Source organism: Chryseobacterium paridis, from assembly GCF_016595215.1.
GTDB lineage: Bacteria > Bacteroidota > Bacteroidia > Flavobacteriales > Weeksellaceae > Chryseobacterium > Chryseobacterium paridis.
This window is the reverse complement of sequence record NZ_JAENHK010000010.1, coordinates 1,066,085-1,083,611: the sequence shown is the minus strand read 5'-3', so window position 1 is coordinate 1,083,611 and position 17,527 is coordinate 1,066,085. Positions and strand designations below refer to the sequence as shown.

Annotated in this window: 14 protein-coding genes; 11 read left to right on the top strand and 3 right to left on the bottom strand. The window is 34.2% G+C overall.

What is annotated here, in order from left to right:
• Positions 1-56: 56 nt before the first annotated feature.
• Complete coding sequence (locus tag JHL15_RS14385; protein WP_200246816.1) at positions 57-1,016, bottom strand: KpsF/GutQ family sugar-phosphate isomerase; 960 nt, start codon at positions 1,014-1,016, stop codon at positions 57-59.
• A gap of 161 nt (positions 1,017-1,177) precedes the next feature.
• Between JHL15_RS14385 and recQ the strand changes: the two genes are divergently transcribed.
• The 7 genes from recQ (at position 1,178) to JHL15_RS14350 (ending at position 8,834) form a co-directional block, all read left to right on the top strand.
• On the top strand, positions 1,178-3,382 hold the full coding sequence (gene recQ, locus JHL15_RS14380) for a DNA helicase RecQ (protein ID WP_200246814.1): 2,205 nt from the start codon (positions 1,178-1,180) through the stop codon (positions 3,380-3,382).
• 81 nt (positions 3,383-3,463) lie between these two features.
• Positions 3,464-3,913, top strand: a complete 450-nt coding sequence (locus JHL15_RS14375; RefSeq protein WP_200246812.1) for a hypothetical protein — start codon at positions 3,464-3,466, stop codon at positions 3,911-3,913.
• Positions 3,914-4,016: 103 nt separating this feature from the next.
• On the top strand, positions 4,017-5,102 hold the full coding sequence (locus JHL15_RS14370; RefSeq protein WP_200246810.1) for a glycosyltransferase: 1,086 nt from the start codon (positions 4,017-4,019) through the stop codon (positions 5,100-5,102).
• Between the two features lie 53 nt (positions 5,103-5,155).
• Complete coding sequence (locus tag JHL15_RS14365; RefSeq protein ID WP_200246809.1) at positions 5,156-5,557, top strand: cupin domain-containing protein; 402 nt, start codon at positions 5,156-5,158, stop codon at positions 5,555-5,557.
• Positions 5,558-5,966: 409 nt separating this feature from the next.
• Positions 5,967-6,314, top strand: a complete 348-nt coding sequence (locus JHL15_RS14360; protein ID WP_200246808.1) for a hypothetical protein — start codon at positions 5,967-5,969, stop codon at positions 6,312-6,314.
• A gap of 126 nt (positions 6,315-6,440) precedes the next feature.
• Positions 6,441-7,844 (top strand): dihydrolipoyl dehydrogenase, encoded by a 1,404-nt coding sequence (gene lpdA / locus JHL15_RS14355; protein ID WP_200246806.1) that lies wholly within the window; start codon positions 6,441-6,443, stop codon positions 7,842-7,844.
• A 111-nt stretch (positions 7,845-7,955) separates the two neighbouring features.
• The gene (locus JHL15_RS14350) at positions 7,956-8,834 is read left to right on the top strand and encodes a DUF4476 domain-containing protein (RefSeq protein WP_200246805.1); all 879 of its coding nucleotides are present in this window, start codon (positions 7,956-7,958) and stop codon (positions 8,832-8,834) included.
• A gap of 27 nt (positions 8,835-8,861) precedes the next feature.
• Here the strand turns inward: JHL15_RS14350 and JHL15_RS14345 are convergent, their stop codons facing one another.
• Positions 8,862-9,317 carry a hypothetical protein gene (locus JHL15_RS14345; protein ID WP_200246803.1) on the bottom strand — a complete coding sequence of 152 codons (456 nt, stop codon included), beginning with the start codon at positions 9,315-9,317 and terminating at the stop codon, positions 8,862-8,864.
• Positions 9,318-9,462: 145 nt separating this feature from the next.
• Between JHL15_RS14345 and JHL15_RS14340 the strand changes: the two genes are divergently transcribed.
• Positions 9,463-10,287: a CvfB family protein gene (locus tag JHL15_RS14340; RefSeq protein ID WP_200246801.1), complete on the top strand. Its 825-nt coding sequence runs from the start codon at positions 9,463-9,465 to the stop codon at positions 10,285-10,287.
• Between the two features lie 30 nt (positions 10,288-10,317).
• Here JHL15_RS14340 and JHL15_RS14335 read toward each other — a convergent pair whose 3' ends face one another.
• Positions 10,318-14,232 carry a DUF7948 domain-containing protein gene (locus JHL15_RS14335; protein ID WP_200246799.1) on the bottom strand — a complete coding sequence of 1,305 codons (3,915 nt, stop codon included), beginning with the start codon at positions 14,230-14,232 and terminating at the stop codon, positions 10,318-10,320.
• Positions 14,233-14,413: 181 nt separating this feature from the next.
• Between JHL15_RS14335 and JHL15_RS14330 the strand changes: the two genes are divergently transcribed.
• From JHL15_RS14330 to JHL15_RS14320, 3 genes are all read left to right on the top strand, one after another.
• Positions 14,414-15,007: a TetR/AcrR family transcriptional regulator gene (locus tag JHL15_RS14330; RefSeq protein ID WP_200246797.1), complete on the top strand. Its 594-nt coding sequence runs from the start codon at positions 14,414-14,416 to the stop codon at positions 15,005-15,007.
• Between the two features lie 97 nt (positions 15,008-15,104).
• Positions 15,105-16,457: a TolC family protein gene (locus JHL15_RS14325; protein WP_200246795.1), complete on the top strand. Its 1,353-nt coding sequence runs from the start codon at positions 15,105-15,107 to the stop codon at positions 16,455-16,457.
• A 5-nt stretch (positions 16,458-16,462) separates the two neighbouring features.
• Positions 16,463-17,524 (top strand): efflux RND transporter periplasmic adaptor subunit, encoded by a 1,062-nt coding sequence (locus JHL15_RS14320; RefSeq protein WP_200246793.1) that lies wholly within the window; start codon positions 16,463-16,465, stop codon positions 17,522-17,524.
• The last annotated feature ends 3 nt before the right edge of the window (positions 17,525-17,527 follow it).

Sequence of the window (17,527 nt, the reverse complement as noted above, 5' to 3'; positions counted from 1 at the left end):
GGCTTGCTGAAGCAAGCCGGACGATTTTTTATTGTGATCAATGAGTAAAACTCAAATTATATGATTCCTTCATCTAATAACTTGTGAAGATCTATAATACCGAAATATTTACCATTTTCAGTGACGATAAGCTGGCCAATATTATTTTCTTTCAGAACTTTCATAGCTTCTTTAGCCAAAACATTCTTTTCAATGGTTTTAGGATGGGCAGACATAATATCTTTAGCCAAAACCTTAGAAACGTCTTCTCCTTTTAATAGCATTCTTCTCAAATCCCCATCAGTAATGACCCCGATGATCTTTTCCTCATCGGTAACGACTGTTATTCCGTGGCTGGATGCACTGATTGAAATGATAACATCTCTGACAGGAGCATCTTCTGTTACCTGCGGTTTTTGGGAGGAAAGGAATTGTTCAACTCTAGCTGTCAGGTTTTTGCCTAAGCTTCCTCCAGGATGGAATTTTGCAAAATCGTTTTCTCTGAAATTATTAAGCTCCATTAAACAGATTGCTAAGGCATCTCCCAGAGCCATCTGTATGGTCGTAGAACTGGTAGGGGCTAATTTATTAGGACAAGCTTCAAGATCAACATGAGTATCCAGAATAATTTCAGAAAATTCCGCCAGTTTACTTTTCTTATTGCCTGTCATCCCGATCAGTGCTGAAGAATAATCTTTTAAAAATGGAACAAGATTAGCAATTTCAGGGGAGTTTCCGGAATTTGAAATGCATAGTACCACATCTTGTTTTTGAATCACACCCAGATCCCCGTGAATGGCTTCTGAAGCATGAAGAAATTGTGAAGGTGTTCCTGTGGAGTTGAGGGTAGCTACGATCTTATTGCCAACATGGGCAGATTTTCCAATTCCGACAATGATTAATTTTCCTTTTGCTGAGTGGATAACCTCTACGGCCTTTGCAAATTCATCGTCTATTCTGTTCTTTAATTTTTCAAGTTCTGAAATTTCTATTTCTAATGTGCTTTTTGCTATTGAAATGATGTTAGCTCTTTCCATTTTTACCTTTACAATTTGTATACAAAATTCTCCCGATATAAATTTATACTTTAAAAAGAATATTTAATATAAATTTTATTTTTTATAAATTCGTTCGCTTTTATTATAAGCAAAAATTTTATAACTTTGGATTAGATGCAAATTTAGCAATAGAAAATTAGATGAGCGCAAAAAAAGCCAATTTATCAGGCGAATTGAAAAAGTATTTCGGGTTTTCTACTTTTAAAGGTCAACAAGAACAAATCATAGAAAACCTGTTAGAAGGGAAGGATATATTTGTTTTGATGCCGACAGGAGGAGGTAAGTCATTATGTTACCAACTTCCGGCACTCATTTCCGAAGGGACGGCAATAGTAGTTTCTCCCTTGATAGCATTAATGAAGAATCAGGTAGACGCTGTAAATGGCCTTTCATCTGATGATGGAGTAGCCCACGTTTTAAATTCATCATTAAATAAGACACAGACAAAGCAGGTCTTTGATGATATTAAAAGCGGTAAGACAAAATTATTATACGTTGCTCCCGAATCATTAATTAAAGAAGATTATCTGGATTTCCTGAAGGAAGTTAAAATTTCTTTCTTTGCTATTGACGAAGCGCACTGTATTTCAGAATGGGGGCATGACTTCAGACCTGAATACAGAAATTTAAAAATGATTATCGACAAAATCGCAGATGTTCCTGTGATCGCACTTACGGCCACGGCCACTCCTAAAGTTCAGGATGATATACAGAAAACACTGGGAATGACCAATGCGTTAGTATTCAAGGAAAGCTTCAATCGTGCCAATTTGTATTATGAAGTTCGTCCTAAGGTAAATGTGGATAAGGAAATCGTAAAGTTTATCAATCAACATAAAGGAAAATCAGGGATTATATATTGTCTGAGCCGCAGAAAGGTTGAGGAATTTGCCCAACTGTTGCAGGTAAACGGAATTAATGCATTACCATACCATGCTGGTTTAGATCAAAAGGTGAGGGTAGCCAATCAGGATAAATTCCTAATGGAAGATGCTGATGTTATTGTTGCTACCATCGCATTTGGTATGGGGATTGATAAGCCGGATGTACGTTTTGTTATCCATTATGATTTTCCTAAATCCTTGGAAAGTTATTATCAGGAAACCGGACGTGCAGGACGTGATGGAGGAGAAGGCCACTGTCTTGCATTTTATGATCCGAAGGATATTGAAAAACTTGAAAAGTTCCTTGCTCAAAAACCTGTTTCTGAAAGAGAAATTGGATTACAGCTTTTAAATGAGGTTGTAGGCTATGCGGAAACTTCAATGAGCAGGAGACAATATATTCTTTACTATTTTGGTGAGATCTTTGATCCAATCAAAGGGGAAGGAGCTAAAATGTGTGACAATGTTTCCAACCCTCCCAAATTAAAAGATGCTACGAAGGATCTTAAAAAAGTTTTGGAATTAATCCGAGAAACAGGAGAGAAGTTTAAAGCTAAGGATTTGATTTCTGTTATTGCCGGAAAAGAAAGTGCTGTAACCAAGTCTTATAAACTGGAACAAACTTCTTATTTTGGCTTCGGAAAAGAGAAAAAGGATAATTACTGGAAAACAATTTTAAGACAGGCTACCGTTCAGAATTTTTTACAAAAAGATATTGAAACCTACGGTGTTTTGAAAATTTCTGAAAAAGGGCTTCAGGTTTTAGATCATGATTTAGACCATGTCTTTTTAATTGCTGAAGACCGTGAATTTGATTTGACACAGGCAAAAGCTGAAAGCGATCAGGTTCAAATGCAGTCAGGAGGCGGCTTGGATCAGAATTTATTCAGTCTGCTAAAAGAATTAAGAAAAAAAGTAGCTAAGAAATACGAAATTCCTCCTTACACAGTGTTCATGGATCCAAGTTTGGAAGATATGACGGTTCAGTATCCAATTAGTGTAGAGGAAATTGCCAAAATCTATGGGGTAGGTGAAGGGAAGGCCAAAAAATATGGTAAAGAGTTTGCCGATTTCATAAAGACTTACGTTACAGATAACAATATTGAGCGTACTCAGGATATGGTTTTAAAGCAGGTTGCTAATAAATCAAGTCATAAAGTTTTTATTATCCAGAGTACAGATAAAAAAATTGATCTTGAAGATATTGCAAGAGCCAAAAATTTAACAATGAATGAATTGTTAAAGGAAATGGAAAGTATTGTATATCAGGGGACAAAATTGAATATCGACTATTATGTCGAAGATAATTTTGATGAAGATATTGTGGATGGCTTCATGGAATTCATGAATGATTCTGAAAGCGATAGTATGAAAGTGCTGCTGGATGAATTTGGAGATGAACTTTCTGATGAAGAAGTTAGAATGTTAAGGATAAAATTCATTAGCGACGTTGCTAATTAAGATCAATATAAAAAATAAAAAAGCTCTTCATTTGAAGAGCTTTTTTATCGTAATTTAGTGAAGGATAATAATTTATATTAAATGGAGTTTTTAAAGAAAAACTACCTTGTACTTTTGTTTTTTTTCATGATAGGTATAATTTGTTATGACTATTTTGTAAGACAGGATTTCAAAAAAAATTATAAAAGAAATGGGGAATATGCCATAGGGGAAATATATGGAATCAAAGAATATGGAAGAGCAACAGGCTATTACAATTTATATTTATTTAAGATTGGTAATAAAGAGTATAAAGGACGAAGTGATGGAGACTTATCTTTTTCTGAAGCTCCCCAAAATATAGGTAAAAGATTTTTAGTATTATATTTAAAAACAAATATTCATAATAATGCTCTATATGTAAGTATTCCTGTAAATGATAGTATAAAAAGTAATTCAGAATTACAGAAATGGATTTCAGCTCATCCGGAAATTAAATCTAAATTAGATTCAATTCCTGGTTCTGGTTTTTTCTTTGAAAATTATTTTTAAAACTCTCAACTTGTTGTTTATTATATAGTAATCAGTTTCCGACTATTCGTAAGGATAAATGGAATATTTAAGTTGTAACTAAACTTTTTAGTAACTTTAACTGATGAAAAAGATTTCTGTTATATTTATTCTGCCGGACTTAGAAACCGGAGGTGCAGAAAGGATTATTACCACCATTGCAAATCATCTTTCGCGGGATCGTTTTGAGCCTAAGATTTTGCTCTTACGTAAGCAAGGCGGATATCTTGAATTCCTTGAAGAAGACGTTGAAATTATTGATGTCAATACAGAAAGAATCAGACATTCATTAAAGCCTATTCTATCGGAAATCTATCGCAGAAAACCGGATATTGTGTTTTCAGGGTTTGGAGAAGTGAATGCTTATTTATCGTTATTTATAAAGCTGTTTCCTAAAACTAAATTTATTGCCAGAGAGACCAATGTAGTGAGCGAGCATGTTACCCGAAAAGAAATCAGGTTTTTTTATAATTTCTATAACAACTATCAGCAGATTATCGCACAAAGTGATGATATGATGAAGGATCTTACAAAGAATTTCAATATAAAACCAAACAAAATTGTAAAAATAAACAACCCGGTAGATTTTGATTTTATAGATCGGAAACTGATCAGTTCTACAAAGCCGGAATGTTTTAAATATAATTATAAAAACGTTGTAGCAATAGGTAATCTGTCTTCGAGAAAAGGATTTGATAATTTGCTAAAAGTCTTTTCTAGGCTGAAGAACGAGAATATATTATTGCATATTTTGGGTGATGGTAAAGACAGAGAAATCTTGCATCAAATGAAAGATTTCCTGGGATTGAAACATGTTTTCTTTCATGGAAGACAGGAAAATCCTTATCAGTTTTTAAAATACGCTGATCTTTTCATACTTTCTTCAAGATATGAAGGGTTTCCTAATGTATTATTGGAAGCAGGTGCTTGCGGAACTTATGCATTAGCCAATAACTGTCCGGGAGGAATTAATGAAATCATACAGCATCAGATTAACGGGGAAGTTTCAGATATTAATAATCATGAAGATTTCTCCCAGAAAATTTTGAGTATTCTTCATCAAACTTATGATAAAGAAGCTATTAAAAATTCTATTAAATCCAGGTTTTCTAAAAATCTTATTTTGGATAAATATGAAAAACTTCTTTTGGATTTGGTTCGGACTTCATAAGAAATATGGTTTGACGAAGCTGGATATTCAACTCTTAGGAAAAAAAGGTAAGAATGAACAATATAATTAAATCAGCCACAATAGCTATTTCGATGCTGAGCTCAGTTACGATTATGGCTCAGCAAAATCAAATCTCCAGGAAGGTATTGTTAAAGACAGCCATTAATCAAAATATTACATCTACAGAAATTCAGGAAATCAAATTTGTTGCAGGACAGACTGCCCCGGAACATCTTCATCCTTGTCCTGTGCTTGGAATCATAAATTCGGGTGAGGCTGTTTTCCAGATTGATGGACAACAGAAAATTATACTTCATGAAGGGGATGCATTTTATGAACCAAAAAATGTGAAAATCCTTCATTTTGATAATGCATCAACAGAAAAACCTCTCATTTTTACTGCAGTCTATTTGAAAGAGGGAAATGAAGAAAATATACAATTCTTGAAAAAATAGGTGGGAAAATGATCTTGCGAGGGATATGATATTAGTAAGCATTGCTTTTTCGGTGATTGTTACTGCATTAATGTGTGTAGCATTACTACTTTCCAAAAAGAAAAATGTTTCTTCAGATTATTATCTTTTTTGATGACGTTGATAATGATATTTTTTAATATTAAAATTTATATCCGTCTGAAGAAAGAAAGTAGGGTGAAAATAGTGTAATTATTGCAGAAGAAAAAGAGATAACAACATATTCAGATAGTTTATTTAGTGGCTTTGCTGCAATATTTGTTCCTTCAGAATATTAGACTTAATGATTACTTTTGGGTATAAAAAAATAGATTTCTTATGATAATATACTTCTGATGGTACTTTCAGGTTGAATCGATTTTATTATTTTTGAGCTTCAAACAAGAACAAAATGAAAATGATTCCTAAAATAGGGTGCGTTTGTGAAAAACCTGACCACAATTATACTGATTATAGAAGTTCAGAACTAGGTATAGATCATACTAACGGAAGATATGGAGAGGTAACAATTCAACAGTGCAAGTTATGTCAAAGAATATGGATTCACTATTTTGTTGAATATGAGCATTATTCAAAATCAGGAAGATGGTACAAAGGAATTGTTTCCAAAAAAGACCGTTCACAAATAACCCCGGAAAATGCTGTAGAATACCTTGAAAGTCTTGACTGGTACGTTTATGGAGGTTCGTTTTTTGAAAGCACAGGAACTATTGGTAAAGGGAGCTTAAAGCTAGATTGATAACCACGGTAAAGTATTTAAATTTTTTTGATTTCAAAATTGATAAAACTCACTTTGGTGCTTGGTAATTTATCATTAAATTTGTAAGACTTAAGATAGATAATAATAACAAATTCATAAAATAACATGAGTCAATTCGATGTTACCGTAATCGGTTCTGGTCCTGGTGGTTATGTTGCTGCAATTCGTGCTGCACAATTAGGCTTCAAAACAGCAATTATTGAAAAATATTCAACTTTAGGCGGAACTTGTCTTAACGTTGGATGTATTCCTTCTAAAGCACTTTTAGATAGTTCAGAGCATTTTGAAAATGCAAAACATAATTTTGCAGGTCACGGAATCATTATCAATGAGCCGCAGGCGGATATCGCAAGAATGGTTGAGCGTAAAAACGAAGTGGTAGATCAAACTACTAAAGGAATCCAGTTCTTGATGGACAAAAACAAAATTACAGTTTTTGAAGGTCTTGGAAGTTTCGAATCTGCTACTCAGATCAAAATAACTAAAAACGACGGTTCTTCTGAAACTATCGAATCAAAATATACAATCATTGCAACGGGTTCTAAGCCATCTTCACTTCCTTTTATCACTCTGGATAAAGAAAGAGTAATCACTTCTACTGAGGCATTGAGTCTTAAAGAAATCCCTAAGCATTTAGTAGTAATCGGTGGTGGTGTAATCGGACTTGAATTAGGTTCTGTATACTTAAGATTAGGAGCTCAGGTAACAGTAGTTGAGTTTATGGATAAGATCATTCCTGGAATGGATGGTGCTTTAAGTAAAGAATTGACTAAAGTTCTTAAAAAACAAGGTATGAAGTTTATGCTTTCTACAGCTGTTTCTGCAGTAGAAAGAAATGGAGATACTGTAAAAGTAACTGCAAAAGATAAAAAAGGAGAGGAGGTAGTTATAGAAGGAGATTATTGTTTAGTTTCTGTAGGTAGAAAACCTTATACAGAAGGTCTTGGTCTTGAAAAAGCAGGTGTTGAACTTGATGAGAGAGGAAGAGTAAAAACAAACGATCATTTACAAACTAACGTTTCTAATATCTATGCAATTGGAGATGTAATTAAAGGAGCAATGCTTGCTCACAAAGCTAGTGAAGAAGGAACTTTAGTTGCTGAAATATTAGCAGGTCAAAAGCCTCATATCAATTATAACCTGATTCCAGGTGTTGTGTATACATGGCCTGAAGTTGCCGGAGTTGGTAAAACTGAGGAGCAATTAAAAGAAGAAGGTGTTGCTATTAAAGTAGGATCTTTCCCAATGAGAGCTTTAGGAAGAAGCCGTGCAAGTGGTGATATTGATGGTTTGGTTAAAATCATTGCTGATGAAAAAACAGATGAGATCTTAGGAATGCATATCATCGGAGCAAGAGCAGCAGATTTAATTGCTGAAGGTGTAATTGCAATGGAGTTCCGTGCAAGTGCTGAAGATGTTGCAAGAAGTTCTCATGCTCACCCAACGTATGCTGAAGCTATTAAAGAAGCTGCATTGGATGCTACAGGAAAAAGACCTATTCACATATAGGATTTATTGAAAGATTTAAAAATTTCAAGATTAATAAAAAAAGAGAAACCAAAAATTGGTTTCTCTTTTTTTTGGCATAGAAATAGAGATGGACATATAAAAGTAAAATAAATGAAAAATATATTTATTGGTTTAGCACTATTCACTGCAATTTATTCTTTTGGTCAGGAAGCGGGAAAAGCAGGTGAACTCTTAAAAAATGAAGCTTCAAAGACTGAAATGCAATCTGCCAAAATACCCAACTTCGATAATAAAAATAGCAGCCGAAATAATTCCGGATTTAGAAATCCGAATAATCAAAATAACGGCTTTAGAACTCCTGATTATCGGTGGAATCAGAATTATGGCTACGCTGAAGTTTTTCTAAGGATTCCGGAACAAGGTTATTTTGCTGTTGAAGTTGGGGATCAGATGATCTCAAATGGCTCAGGGAAATATCGTTTTTTTGATTTGCAATCAGGCAGAATTCCCATTTCTATTTATGATAATGGATTTCTAATTTACAGAACGACTTTAATGGTTCGAAATAATAATAGGTTAGTATTAGATTTTTTTACGGATTATGGTTTGTATTTACTAGATTCTTATCCTGTTAAAAGTCAGTCTTACGGTTTTAATGACTGGAACGATGTATGGAATGATCCTTATGGAAATCATAGCAGTGATTGGGATAACTCCGGAATGGGGAGTAACTTTAATATAATGAATACGGATACATTTAATCAGTTTTTTGAAATGCTTAAGAAAAATGCAAGTTTTGATGAGGATAAATTGTCTTTTATTAACCAACAAACCCGAACGACTGCATTTACATCCCAACAAATCGGTAGTCTTGTGAAATCTCTTAGTTTTGATAAAAATAAACTAAGCCTGGCAAAATCATTATACAGCAAATGTGCGGATAGAGAAAAGTACTTTATTGTGTATGATGCTTTTGATTTTGAAAGCAGTAAAAGAGAATTAATGAATTTTATATCAAAGTCCAGATAAAAAAGAGAAGCATTTTTGCTTCTTTTTTTATTGCATCAATCTCATATTTTCGTAAAATTGAGATGATTTTACCGGAGCAATATTAAATTGTACTCCAAAAGTAATCCCTTTGAAGTATTTTTCTTTGCGAATAGGTAATGCATAACCCGTATTGATGCTCATGAAATTAAAAAGTGAAAGACCTATCCTTGGCTCTACAGAATATGGATTGAAAGAAGCCCCAAATAGTTGTCCCATCATATTCGTGTAGTATATACTAGCTTCAGGTAAAAATTTGGTCTGGCCTTCTACAGAAGTATATAATACAGATGCTCCGACAACCAATGACTGAGCTGTTGACTTATTTGTTTTATATGATAGTCCGCCCTGTATCACATTTCTTCCTGTGTAGCGATAGGCTGTACTGAATGCCATTTTATCAAGCACTTGTGATTGTGCTGGTATAAAAGAAAATAAGAAAAGTAAGAAATAATATGATTTCATATTTTCGAGGTTTAGTGTCAGTCAAATGTAATGGTTTTATGTAAAGAAAATTAGGTTTCTTTATTTAGAAAACAGATGTGGAAGAAATTATTTATCGATGAGTCATTTTATATTTCCGTACCTTTGCAGACTAATTTGATCATTAATGCAACTCGGAAGAACTCAGACTTTAAAAATTTCAGAAAAAAATAACTCAGGATGGATCCTAACAGATGAATCTGGTGAAAAAGCTTTTTTACCTAAAGTTTTCGCTCAGGAAGATAAAGAAGTGGATGATGAGGTTGAGGTTTTTGTTTATCAGGATGATGGTAAATTAAAGGCAACAACTGAAATTCCATTGGCTGAAGTTGGGGAGTTTGCGGTAATGACCAGTGTTCAAAGCTTACCAAGTGGTGCTTTTATGGATTGGGGAATTATTAAAGATTTGTTTATCCCTTATAAGCAGCAAAAATCTAAGATCATTGAAGCAAAAAGATATTTGGTTTATCTTTATGTGGATGAGGATCTGGATCTGATTACGGGAACGACAAAATTCAAAAGAAATCCACAATATGAAAATCTGCCATTCCAGAAAGGGGATAAAGTAGATTTGATCATGATGAATGAAAGTGAGTTGGGATGGAATGTGGTGATCAATAAAAAGTATATCGGACTGATCTATGCTTCAGATGTTTTCAAAAAACTCTATCCGCTATCTGAAGAAACAGGTTATATCAAAACCATTCGTGAAGATGGAAAAATAGATGTTTCCCTGCAACCGGAAGGTTTTGAAAACATTGATGAATTCAAACAAAAGATCCTTACTAAATTGGAAGAGAATTATGGACTTCTATATTTGTCAGACAAATCTTCTCCTGAAGAGATCAAAGATGAAATTCAGATGAGTAAAAAGAATTTCAAGAAAGCGATTGGAGGACTTTATAAAGATAAGATCATCGATATTTTAGAAGATAAAATTAAGTTATTATAAAAAAACGAGCAGAAATTTCTGCTCGTTTTTTTATTCTCTGTTTTTAATCAATAGCCATCCGTTGTAAAATCTGCCATCAGATACTTTTATAATATACCAGTAACTTCCTGTAGATAATGGATTTGAATTATACTTACCATCCCATTCAAATGGTTTTTTATTAATAATATCCTTAAATACCGGAATACCTTTTCGGTCATAAACCCCAACTTCGGTTCCTGTATAATTCTCGAGTCCTTTGATTCTCCATTTATCATTGATTCCATCACCATTCGGGGTGATTGTATTAGGAATGTTGAAGATTGAAAAATTCTTTTGCCCAATAATACAGCCCGATTTCGTTCTTACATAAACAATATATTCTCCTATAATTAGGTTGTTGAATACATTAGAATCCTGCCAATTGATATTATCTAATGAATATTCATAATTTCCGGGAGCTGACAGAAGAATAGTTGCCGAATTATTTGTAACAGTTACAGAAACGATTTCTGCTAAAATCGAATAGCTTACCTGTGTATTGGCAATATTCTCGCACCCGAAATTGTTGGTCACTTTTACAGAATAGTTTCCAGGAGTGGAAACAATAATCGTTTGAGTAGTTGCTCCGGTATTCCATAGATAAGAAGTGAATCCACTTCCTGCATCTAATGTTATACTTTTACCTTGACAAAAATCAATCTGATCAGTAAGGCTGATCTTAGGTTTTGGATTCAATGTTAAGCTTAATCTTATAACAATAAAACATCCATCCGCAGTAGACACTTTTACATGAATAACGGTTGATCCCACCGTCATAAGATAACTGGATGGGTTAGGAATGTTGTTTCCTGCACTGTCTGTATAAACAAACGTATAATTGTTCGGGCTAGCAATGATACTTGCTTCATAGGAATGAAGATTGATACTCATTGTTGTTCCTGTAGATGTATTGCATAGAGCATCTGTGACATCCTGAGCAGGAACATTATTGGTAGACAGAGTAACAGCTATGGCTAATTTCTCTGACTCACATCCATTGATCGTTTGGGTAACAAAATATGTCTGTCCGTGTACCAGTGGAGTTGTAAGAGGTAAAATATTTCCTGTCGTACTATAAAATACTAATGAAGTTCCATTTACAACTAAATTAGCCAAAGTCGGATTAGCAGAAGCACAGAAGTCCTGAGTTGTATTTGCTGCTGGTTTAGGGGTAGTATTTACAACTACCTGAATTGCTATTTTATTACTTTCACATCCATTGATCGTTTGGGAAGCGTAGTAGGTCTGTCCATTTACTAATGGTGTTGTTGATGGTAGAATATTTCCTGAAGTATCATACCACTTTATATTTTGACCTGTGATTTGAATATCTGAAATTTTTGGCTGATTCGTAGCACAAAATGTTTGCGTTACATTGGTTGTTGTAGGAAGAGCTGGAGAAGTTACAATCACATTTTGGTTTTGTGTTGACGTATTTCCATGACCATCATTATAGATCCAATGAATTACATAAGTTCCTGGAATTGAATAAGAAAGTGGATCGGTGGTTGTTGCTGTGATTGTTCCTGCGCAATTATCAGTTGCAGTTGGGAAATTGGAAATAATAGTATGGCAATCTCCTGTGATATCAGATAAGTTTGCGGTATTGGGAACAGGTGCTATATTATCCCCAACCACAACATTCACTGTAAAACTTCCATCACAACCTCCGGAGCCTGATATTTGACAGATATAAGTTCCCGAATTGGCGGCTGTAGCATTTGGAATAGTAGGGTTTTGTTGGGTGGAAGTAAATCCATTTGGTCCCGTCCAGCTGTATGTTGTTCCTCCTGTTGCATTTAATTGAATAGATGAATTGATACAGACAGGAGAGTTAGAGGTTACTGTAGCAGCCGAAGTACAATCTTTAAATTTTGCTATGAAAATATCATTCCCACCACCAGGTAATTGCTGAAATGTACCTGGTGTTGCGATCCCAGATGTATTACCACTTGACATTCCTGTTAGATAGATGAAATCATTACTATCTTTTGTTACTAATCCCAGTTGTGTCGCGCCGTTTCCTGTATAATAGGTTCCCCATTGCTTTATATCATTTTCATTATATTTTACTAGAAAAGTAGAAACATATTGTGGTGGCATTCCCATATATGCTCCTGGAGTCGAAATATCTATTGTCTGTCCACTTGTTTTTAAACCTGTAAAAAAAACATTTCCTAAAATATCAGGATAGCTATTTAATTGGTAATCATATTGAAAATCAAAATATGTTTTTGTTATTGCATTGTTTGCTAAGTTTACTCTCCAAACGCCGGGCTGTCCCATCGGTACCGCTACGGTGGAATATTCTCCGGGGAGAATTAAAATATTATTGATTATTCGGGCTTGTCGTATTACATCTTGTCCAGCATTTCCATAGTAGCTAGATCTTATAATTGTATTTCCTGATTTTAAAAGTTTTAAATACACCCCATCGGTGATCCCTGCTTTTACAGCCTGAAAGGGGTTGACCATAGGAATATTGACAGATTGCGTTGCGGCAATAATTTCCAGATCATTTGTAGAAGAGAATATCTGAAATACTGAAGTAGATGAGTCTGATCCTCCAAAATAGGTGGCCCATTCTACATTTCCGTTTGTTGCATTTAAAGAGGCCAAAATTCCATCAGTCATACCTAGGGGAGTCGCTTTTGTTGGTTGCAATGCATTTACCGTTGGAAAATCCGAACTCATTGCATCACCACCAATATAAACATGATTTTGATTGTAGGAGACTGTATACACTCTATCAATTCTACTTGACACAAATTCTTTTTGGAATATTAAATCTCCGTTACTATTGAATTTTACCAAAACGACATTTTCATTATTTGGTCCTCTTTGCACACTTCCTCCAGCATAAACATTAAAGTTTTCATCAATATCAACATCTTCAAAGTCGTCTCTTAGATTATATCCATAATAAGTACCCCAAAGCTTTTGTCCATTACTTGATATTTTCATTATAAATGCATCAAAATTCCCCGCTATATTTTGTTGATAAACGCCTGAAGTACCAATGTTTGTGCTACTGCTGGTTGAACCTACTAGATAGCCTGTATTTTGACTGTCAGTTTTTATTTTTCCATAATCTTCACCATTTCCTCCGGCATAGCTCCCCCAAATTCGTGTGGGGACTGGATCAATTATTATTGTTTTGCTAGAAGAATTAACAGGAGTATTGAATCCAAAGGTCTGATCACCCAAGTCTTTAAAAGAAATGTTAATATTCTGGTTTTTATCAGCTAATACCCAACTATTGGGAATGTTTTCTTGAACTTCTCCAAAGCGAACGTTCATAATAAGTTTGCCATCTTTAATCAAAGTTAAGGCACCATTGAATTTCATTTTGATATCTGAGATCTTTCCTCCAGGATGGATGATGAAATTATATTCAATAGGTTTTGAAACGTCTTTCGGTTTAAAAAAAACTAAGTCAATATTTGAATAGATATTTTGGTATACCACTCTTTTAAACCTATGAACTTTAGTTATTCCTTCTGCTTTGTTAGCAATATTATAATAATTGTCATAGTCAGGAGATTTTCCTTCTGTTAGAATTGACACATTTTTATTTGAATTTAGTAGTTCAATGTCAATTCTATGGAATAGATTTTCGTACAGAAATTCCTCTGTATGATATATTTTGGGATCAAGATATTTATCTCTTTTGAACTGTAAATAATTAGGATTGGGTGTCTTTTTAGTCTCATAAATATCATAAGAAAAGCCATTAGAGCGAAGCTGAACATTCAATCCTGCTGAATGATAAAGATATTTTACACCAGCATTTTCTTTTCCATCCTGATCAACAATCTGGCCTTTATTTTCATAGAAATAGTATTGATTATCCTGTAAAGCTTTAGTCTGAGAAAATAGAAATCCAAAGGTTACAAAAGAAAAAAGAAGTAAAATTTTCCGCATCGATTTTTAATTTTCGGCAAATATATAAAAACACCTCACTTTATCGGGATTAAGAATCATTAATCTCTAACTGTTTGTTTTAAAACATGATGTAAATCATAATAATTGTTTAATTATTTTGTTTAACAATTTTGTCAAAAATAAATTTTGATATACATTTGCACAAATTTGTTTAACAAAAATGTCAAATCAAGCAAAAAAAGACCAAACACAAGAATTGATCAAAGAAACTGCGAAGCACCTATTCTTTGTGAAAGGGAAGTTTGATGCTACCACGCAAGAGATTGCAGATGAAGCCGGAGTGAACAGAACGCTTATCAATTATTACTTCCGATCCAGAGATAATCTGATGCAGATCGTTTTTGATGAAGCGCAGAAAGTAGAGCAGGAGAAGTCGAAGATTATACAGAGTTCTGATCTACCTTTCAAAGAAAAAATAAGTCAGTTTATTGAAGGCAGCTTGTCTACAAGTCTTCAATACCCTTATCTGGAAACGTATATTGTTTCACAGATCAATAAAGGAAACTGTCATCAGAAAGATATCGAAGAGGATGAATTGAAAAAGATGTATGAGGATATTGAAAGAGAGATGGCATTAGGAAATATTGAAAGAATGAAACCTATTCAATTTATTTTGAATATGGTCTCCCTTTTAGTTTTTCCAAGTGCAATAAGACCTCTTTTGATGGAGAATCTGATGATCGATGATAAAGAGTTTGATAAGATCATATCAGAGCGAAAAGAGATCATTTTAAACATGTTATTTAAAAATTAGTTAAAAGCTTAAAGTATTTTTAAATATCATACGTCCTTTAGGAATAAAGTATTTTGAGAACAATATTCTATTAAAAAAATAAACGAAGTAATAAATTATGAAAAGAAAACGTATAACTGCAATCAAGCTAAAAATTGGGATAGCTGCAGCATTTATGATTTTCGGCTACTCATCAGTGTCTGCGCAACAGCAGGTTTCCTTACAGGAGGCAATTAAGCAGGCGCTTCAAAATAAGGCAGAAGCCAAAAAAGCTGCCTTACAGATCAAAAAAGCTGAATATAAGATTGATGAAGCCAGAGCTGGAGCCTTACCTCAGGTAACGGGTACAGCAGCCTTAACTTATAACCCTGTTATTCAGCAGTCATTGCTGGAATTTGGTGGGCAAAGGATAACTGCTCAGTTAGGACAGCCTTGGAGTACCAATGCAGGGATCAATGTTCAGCAGGCTATCTTTGATCAAAGGGTTTTTACCGGTCTTAAAGCTGCGAAATCAACCAGAGAGTTCTACATTCTGAATGCTCAATTGACCAATGAACAAATCATTGAAAATGTAGCAACGGCTTATTATCAGGTTTTTGTACAGGAAGAAAATCTTAAAACTGTACAGGCAAGCTATGAAAATACAGAAAAAGTAAGAAACGTTATCAAAAGTTTATTGGATAATGGGTTAGCTAAATCAATAGATCTTGACCGTACGAATGTACAGTTGACCAATATTGGATCAAACAGACAACAGCTTATCAATTCTGTGGAATTATCAAAAAACTCTTTGAAGTTTTATATGGGTGTTCCAATCGATACTAAAATCGAACTTGAAGAAAAAACAATTGAACCAAGACCTGAGCTTATTATGAGCAATGTGAATTTGGATAACCGTTTGGAACTTCAGGTGAAGAATAAAAACAGAGAACTTCTTGTGTTCAATAAGAAAGCAACGGAAGCTTATCTTTATCCTACTGTAAGCTTGCAAGCTAATTACGCATGGGCTGCAACAGGAAAGAAATTTCCTCTTACCAATGGTTTGAGTAATGGAGTACTTTGGAGTGATTATTCAGCAATAGGATTGAATATCAATGTTCCGATTTTTACAGGTGGGGCTACAAAAGCTAAGATCCAGCAAGCGGAAATCGATATCCAGGATCTAGATCAGGATATTCAAAATACCCAGTTGAATTTGAGTTTGGATTATAAAAATGCAATTTCCAATATGGAGAACTCGATCATTAACATTCAAAGTATGAAGGATAACGTTGATCTTGCGGAAAGAGTACAGAAAAATACACAATCCAATTATCAGAATGGTTTGGCAACACTTACAGAAGTGTTGGATTCTGAAAATGCTCTGACTTCTGCAAAACAGAATTATTCAAATGCATTATTAGACTACAAGCAGGCTGAGATCAAGTTAATTAAAGCTAAAGGAGAATTAAACACACTACAAAACCCATAACTAAAATGAAAAAAACTTTAATATATATCATCGTAGCGGCAGTACTTGTTGGTTTAGCAGCGTATAAGATTGCCGGAAATAAGGAAAAACAGACAAAAGAGGTTAAAGAAGTTGCAAAGCAGGTTGATAAGATCAACGTGAATGTAGTAACTGTAACCAGAGAAAATATTGATACAGATTACTCAGCGAATGGTACTTTTCTTCCAAAACAAGAAATGAACCAGTCTTCTGAAATTGCTGGACGTATCGTTAGTGTTTTGGTAAAAGAAGGTTCACATGTTTCTGCAGGCCAAACATTAGCAACAATCAAAAGAGATGCGATCGAAGTAGATGTAACGCAGGCTCAGAATAACTTACAAAACGCAATTATAGATAATCAGCGTTACGAAAACGCTTACAAAACCGGAGGTGTTACAAAACAGCAACTTGACAATTCAAGATTGCAGTTGAAAAACATGCAGGCAGCTGTAAAAGCTCAGGGTGTTAGAGTAGGTGATACAAGCATCCGTGCAGGTATTAGTGGTACAATTAACAAAAAAATGGTTGAGCCAGGAACGGTTGTTTCGGTAGGATCTTCTATGTTTGAGATTGTAAATATCAACAGTTTAAAACTTTCAGTATTGGTAGATGAAAGTCAGATTGGAAGAATTCAATTAGGTCAGGAAGTGCCAATCAATGTGAATGTTTTGCCAGAAGATTCTTTCAGTGGAAGAATTACATTCATTGCTCCTAAAAGTGATGCGTCTTTAAACTTCCCTGTAGAAATTGAAGTTCAGAACAGAGGAAACTTAAAAGCAGGTATGTATGCGACAGCGGTATTTAAAACAAATCATGGAGCTGAAACTCAAAATATGTTAACAGTTCCTGCAGAAGCATTCGTAAACGGAGTAAGCTCTGGTCAAATGTTCATCGTTCAAAACGGAACTGCTAAAATGATCAAAGTGACGACTGGAAAAGTATATGGAGATAAGGTACAGATTCTAACAGGTCTTAATGGAGGAGAGCAGGTAATTACCAGTGGACAGATCAACTTAGATAATGGGTCAAAAATCAATATTGTAAAGTAGTAG

What these genes read in the sequence shown, in the direction of transcription:
- recQ (WP_200246814.1), top strand. Translation starts at nt 1,178, where the DNA reads ATGAGCGCAAAAAAAGCCAATTTATCAGGCGAATTGAAAAAGTATTTC.
- JHL15_RS14370 (WP_200246810.1), top strand. Translation starts at nt 4,017, where the DNA reads ATGAAAAAGATTTCTGTTATATTTATTCTGCCGGACTTAGAAACCGGA.
- JHL15_RS14325 (WP_200246795.1), top strand. Translation starts at nt 15,105, where the DNA reads ATGAAAAGAAAACGTATAACTGCAATCAAGCTAAAAATTGGGATAGCT.
- JHL15_RS14335 (WP_200246799.1), bottom strand. Translation starts at nt 14,232, where the DNA reads ATGCGGAAAATTTTACTTCTTTTTTCTTTTGTAACCTTTGGATTTCTA.
- JHL15_RS14385 (WP_200246816.1), bottom strand. Translation starts at nt 1,016, where the DNA reads ATGGAAAGAGCTAACATCATTTCAATAGCAAAAAGCACATTAGAAATA.
- lpdA (WP_200246806.1), top strand. Translation starts at nt 6,441, where the DNA reads ATGAGTCAATTCGATGTTACCGTAATCGGTTCTGGTCCTGGTGGTTAT.
- JHL15_RS14345 (WP_200246803.1), bottom strand. Translation starts at nt 9,317, where the DNA reads ATGAAATCATATTATTTCTTACTTTTCTTATTTTCTTTTATACCAGCA.
- JHL15_RS14365 (WP_200246809.1), top strand. Translation starts at nt 5,156, where the DNA reads ATGAACAATATAATTAAATCAGCCACAATAGCTATTTCGATGCTGAGC.
- JHL15_RS14360 (WP_200246808.1), top strand. Translation starts at nt 5,967, where the DNA reads ATGAAAATGATTCCTAAAATAGGGTGCGTTTGTGAAAAACCTGACCAC.
- JHL15_RS14330 (WP_200246797.1), top strand. Translation starts at nt 14,414, where the DNA reads ATGTCAAATCAAGCAAAAAAAGACCAAACACAAGAATTGATCAAAGAA.
- JHL15_RS14350 (WP_200246805.1), top strand. Translation starts at nt 7,956, where the DNA reads ATGAAAAATATATTTATTGGTTTAGCACTATTCACTGCAATTTATTCT.
- JHL15_RS14320 (WP_200246793.1), top strand. Translation starts at nt 16,463, where the DNA reads ATGAAAAAAACTTTAATATATATCATCGTAGCGGCAGTACTTGTTGGT.
- JHL15_RS14340 (WP_200246801.1), top strand. Translation starts at nt 9,463, where the DNA reads ATGCAACTCGGAAGAACTCAGACTTTAAAAATTTCAGAAAAAAATAAC.
- JHL15_RS14375 (WP_200246812.1), top strand. Translation starts at nt 3,464, where the DNA reads ATGGAGTTTTTAAAGAAAAACTACCTTGTACTTTTGTTTTTTTTCATG.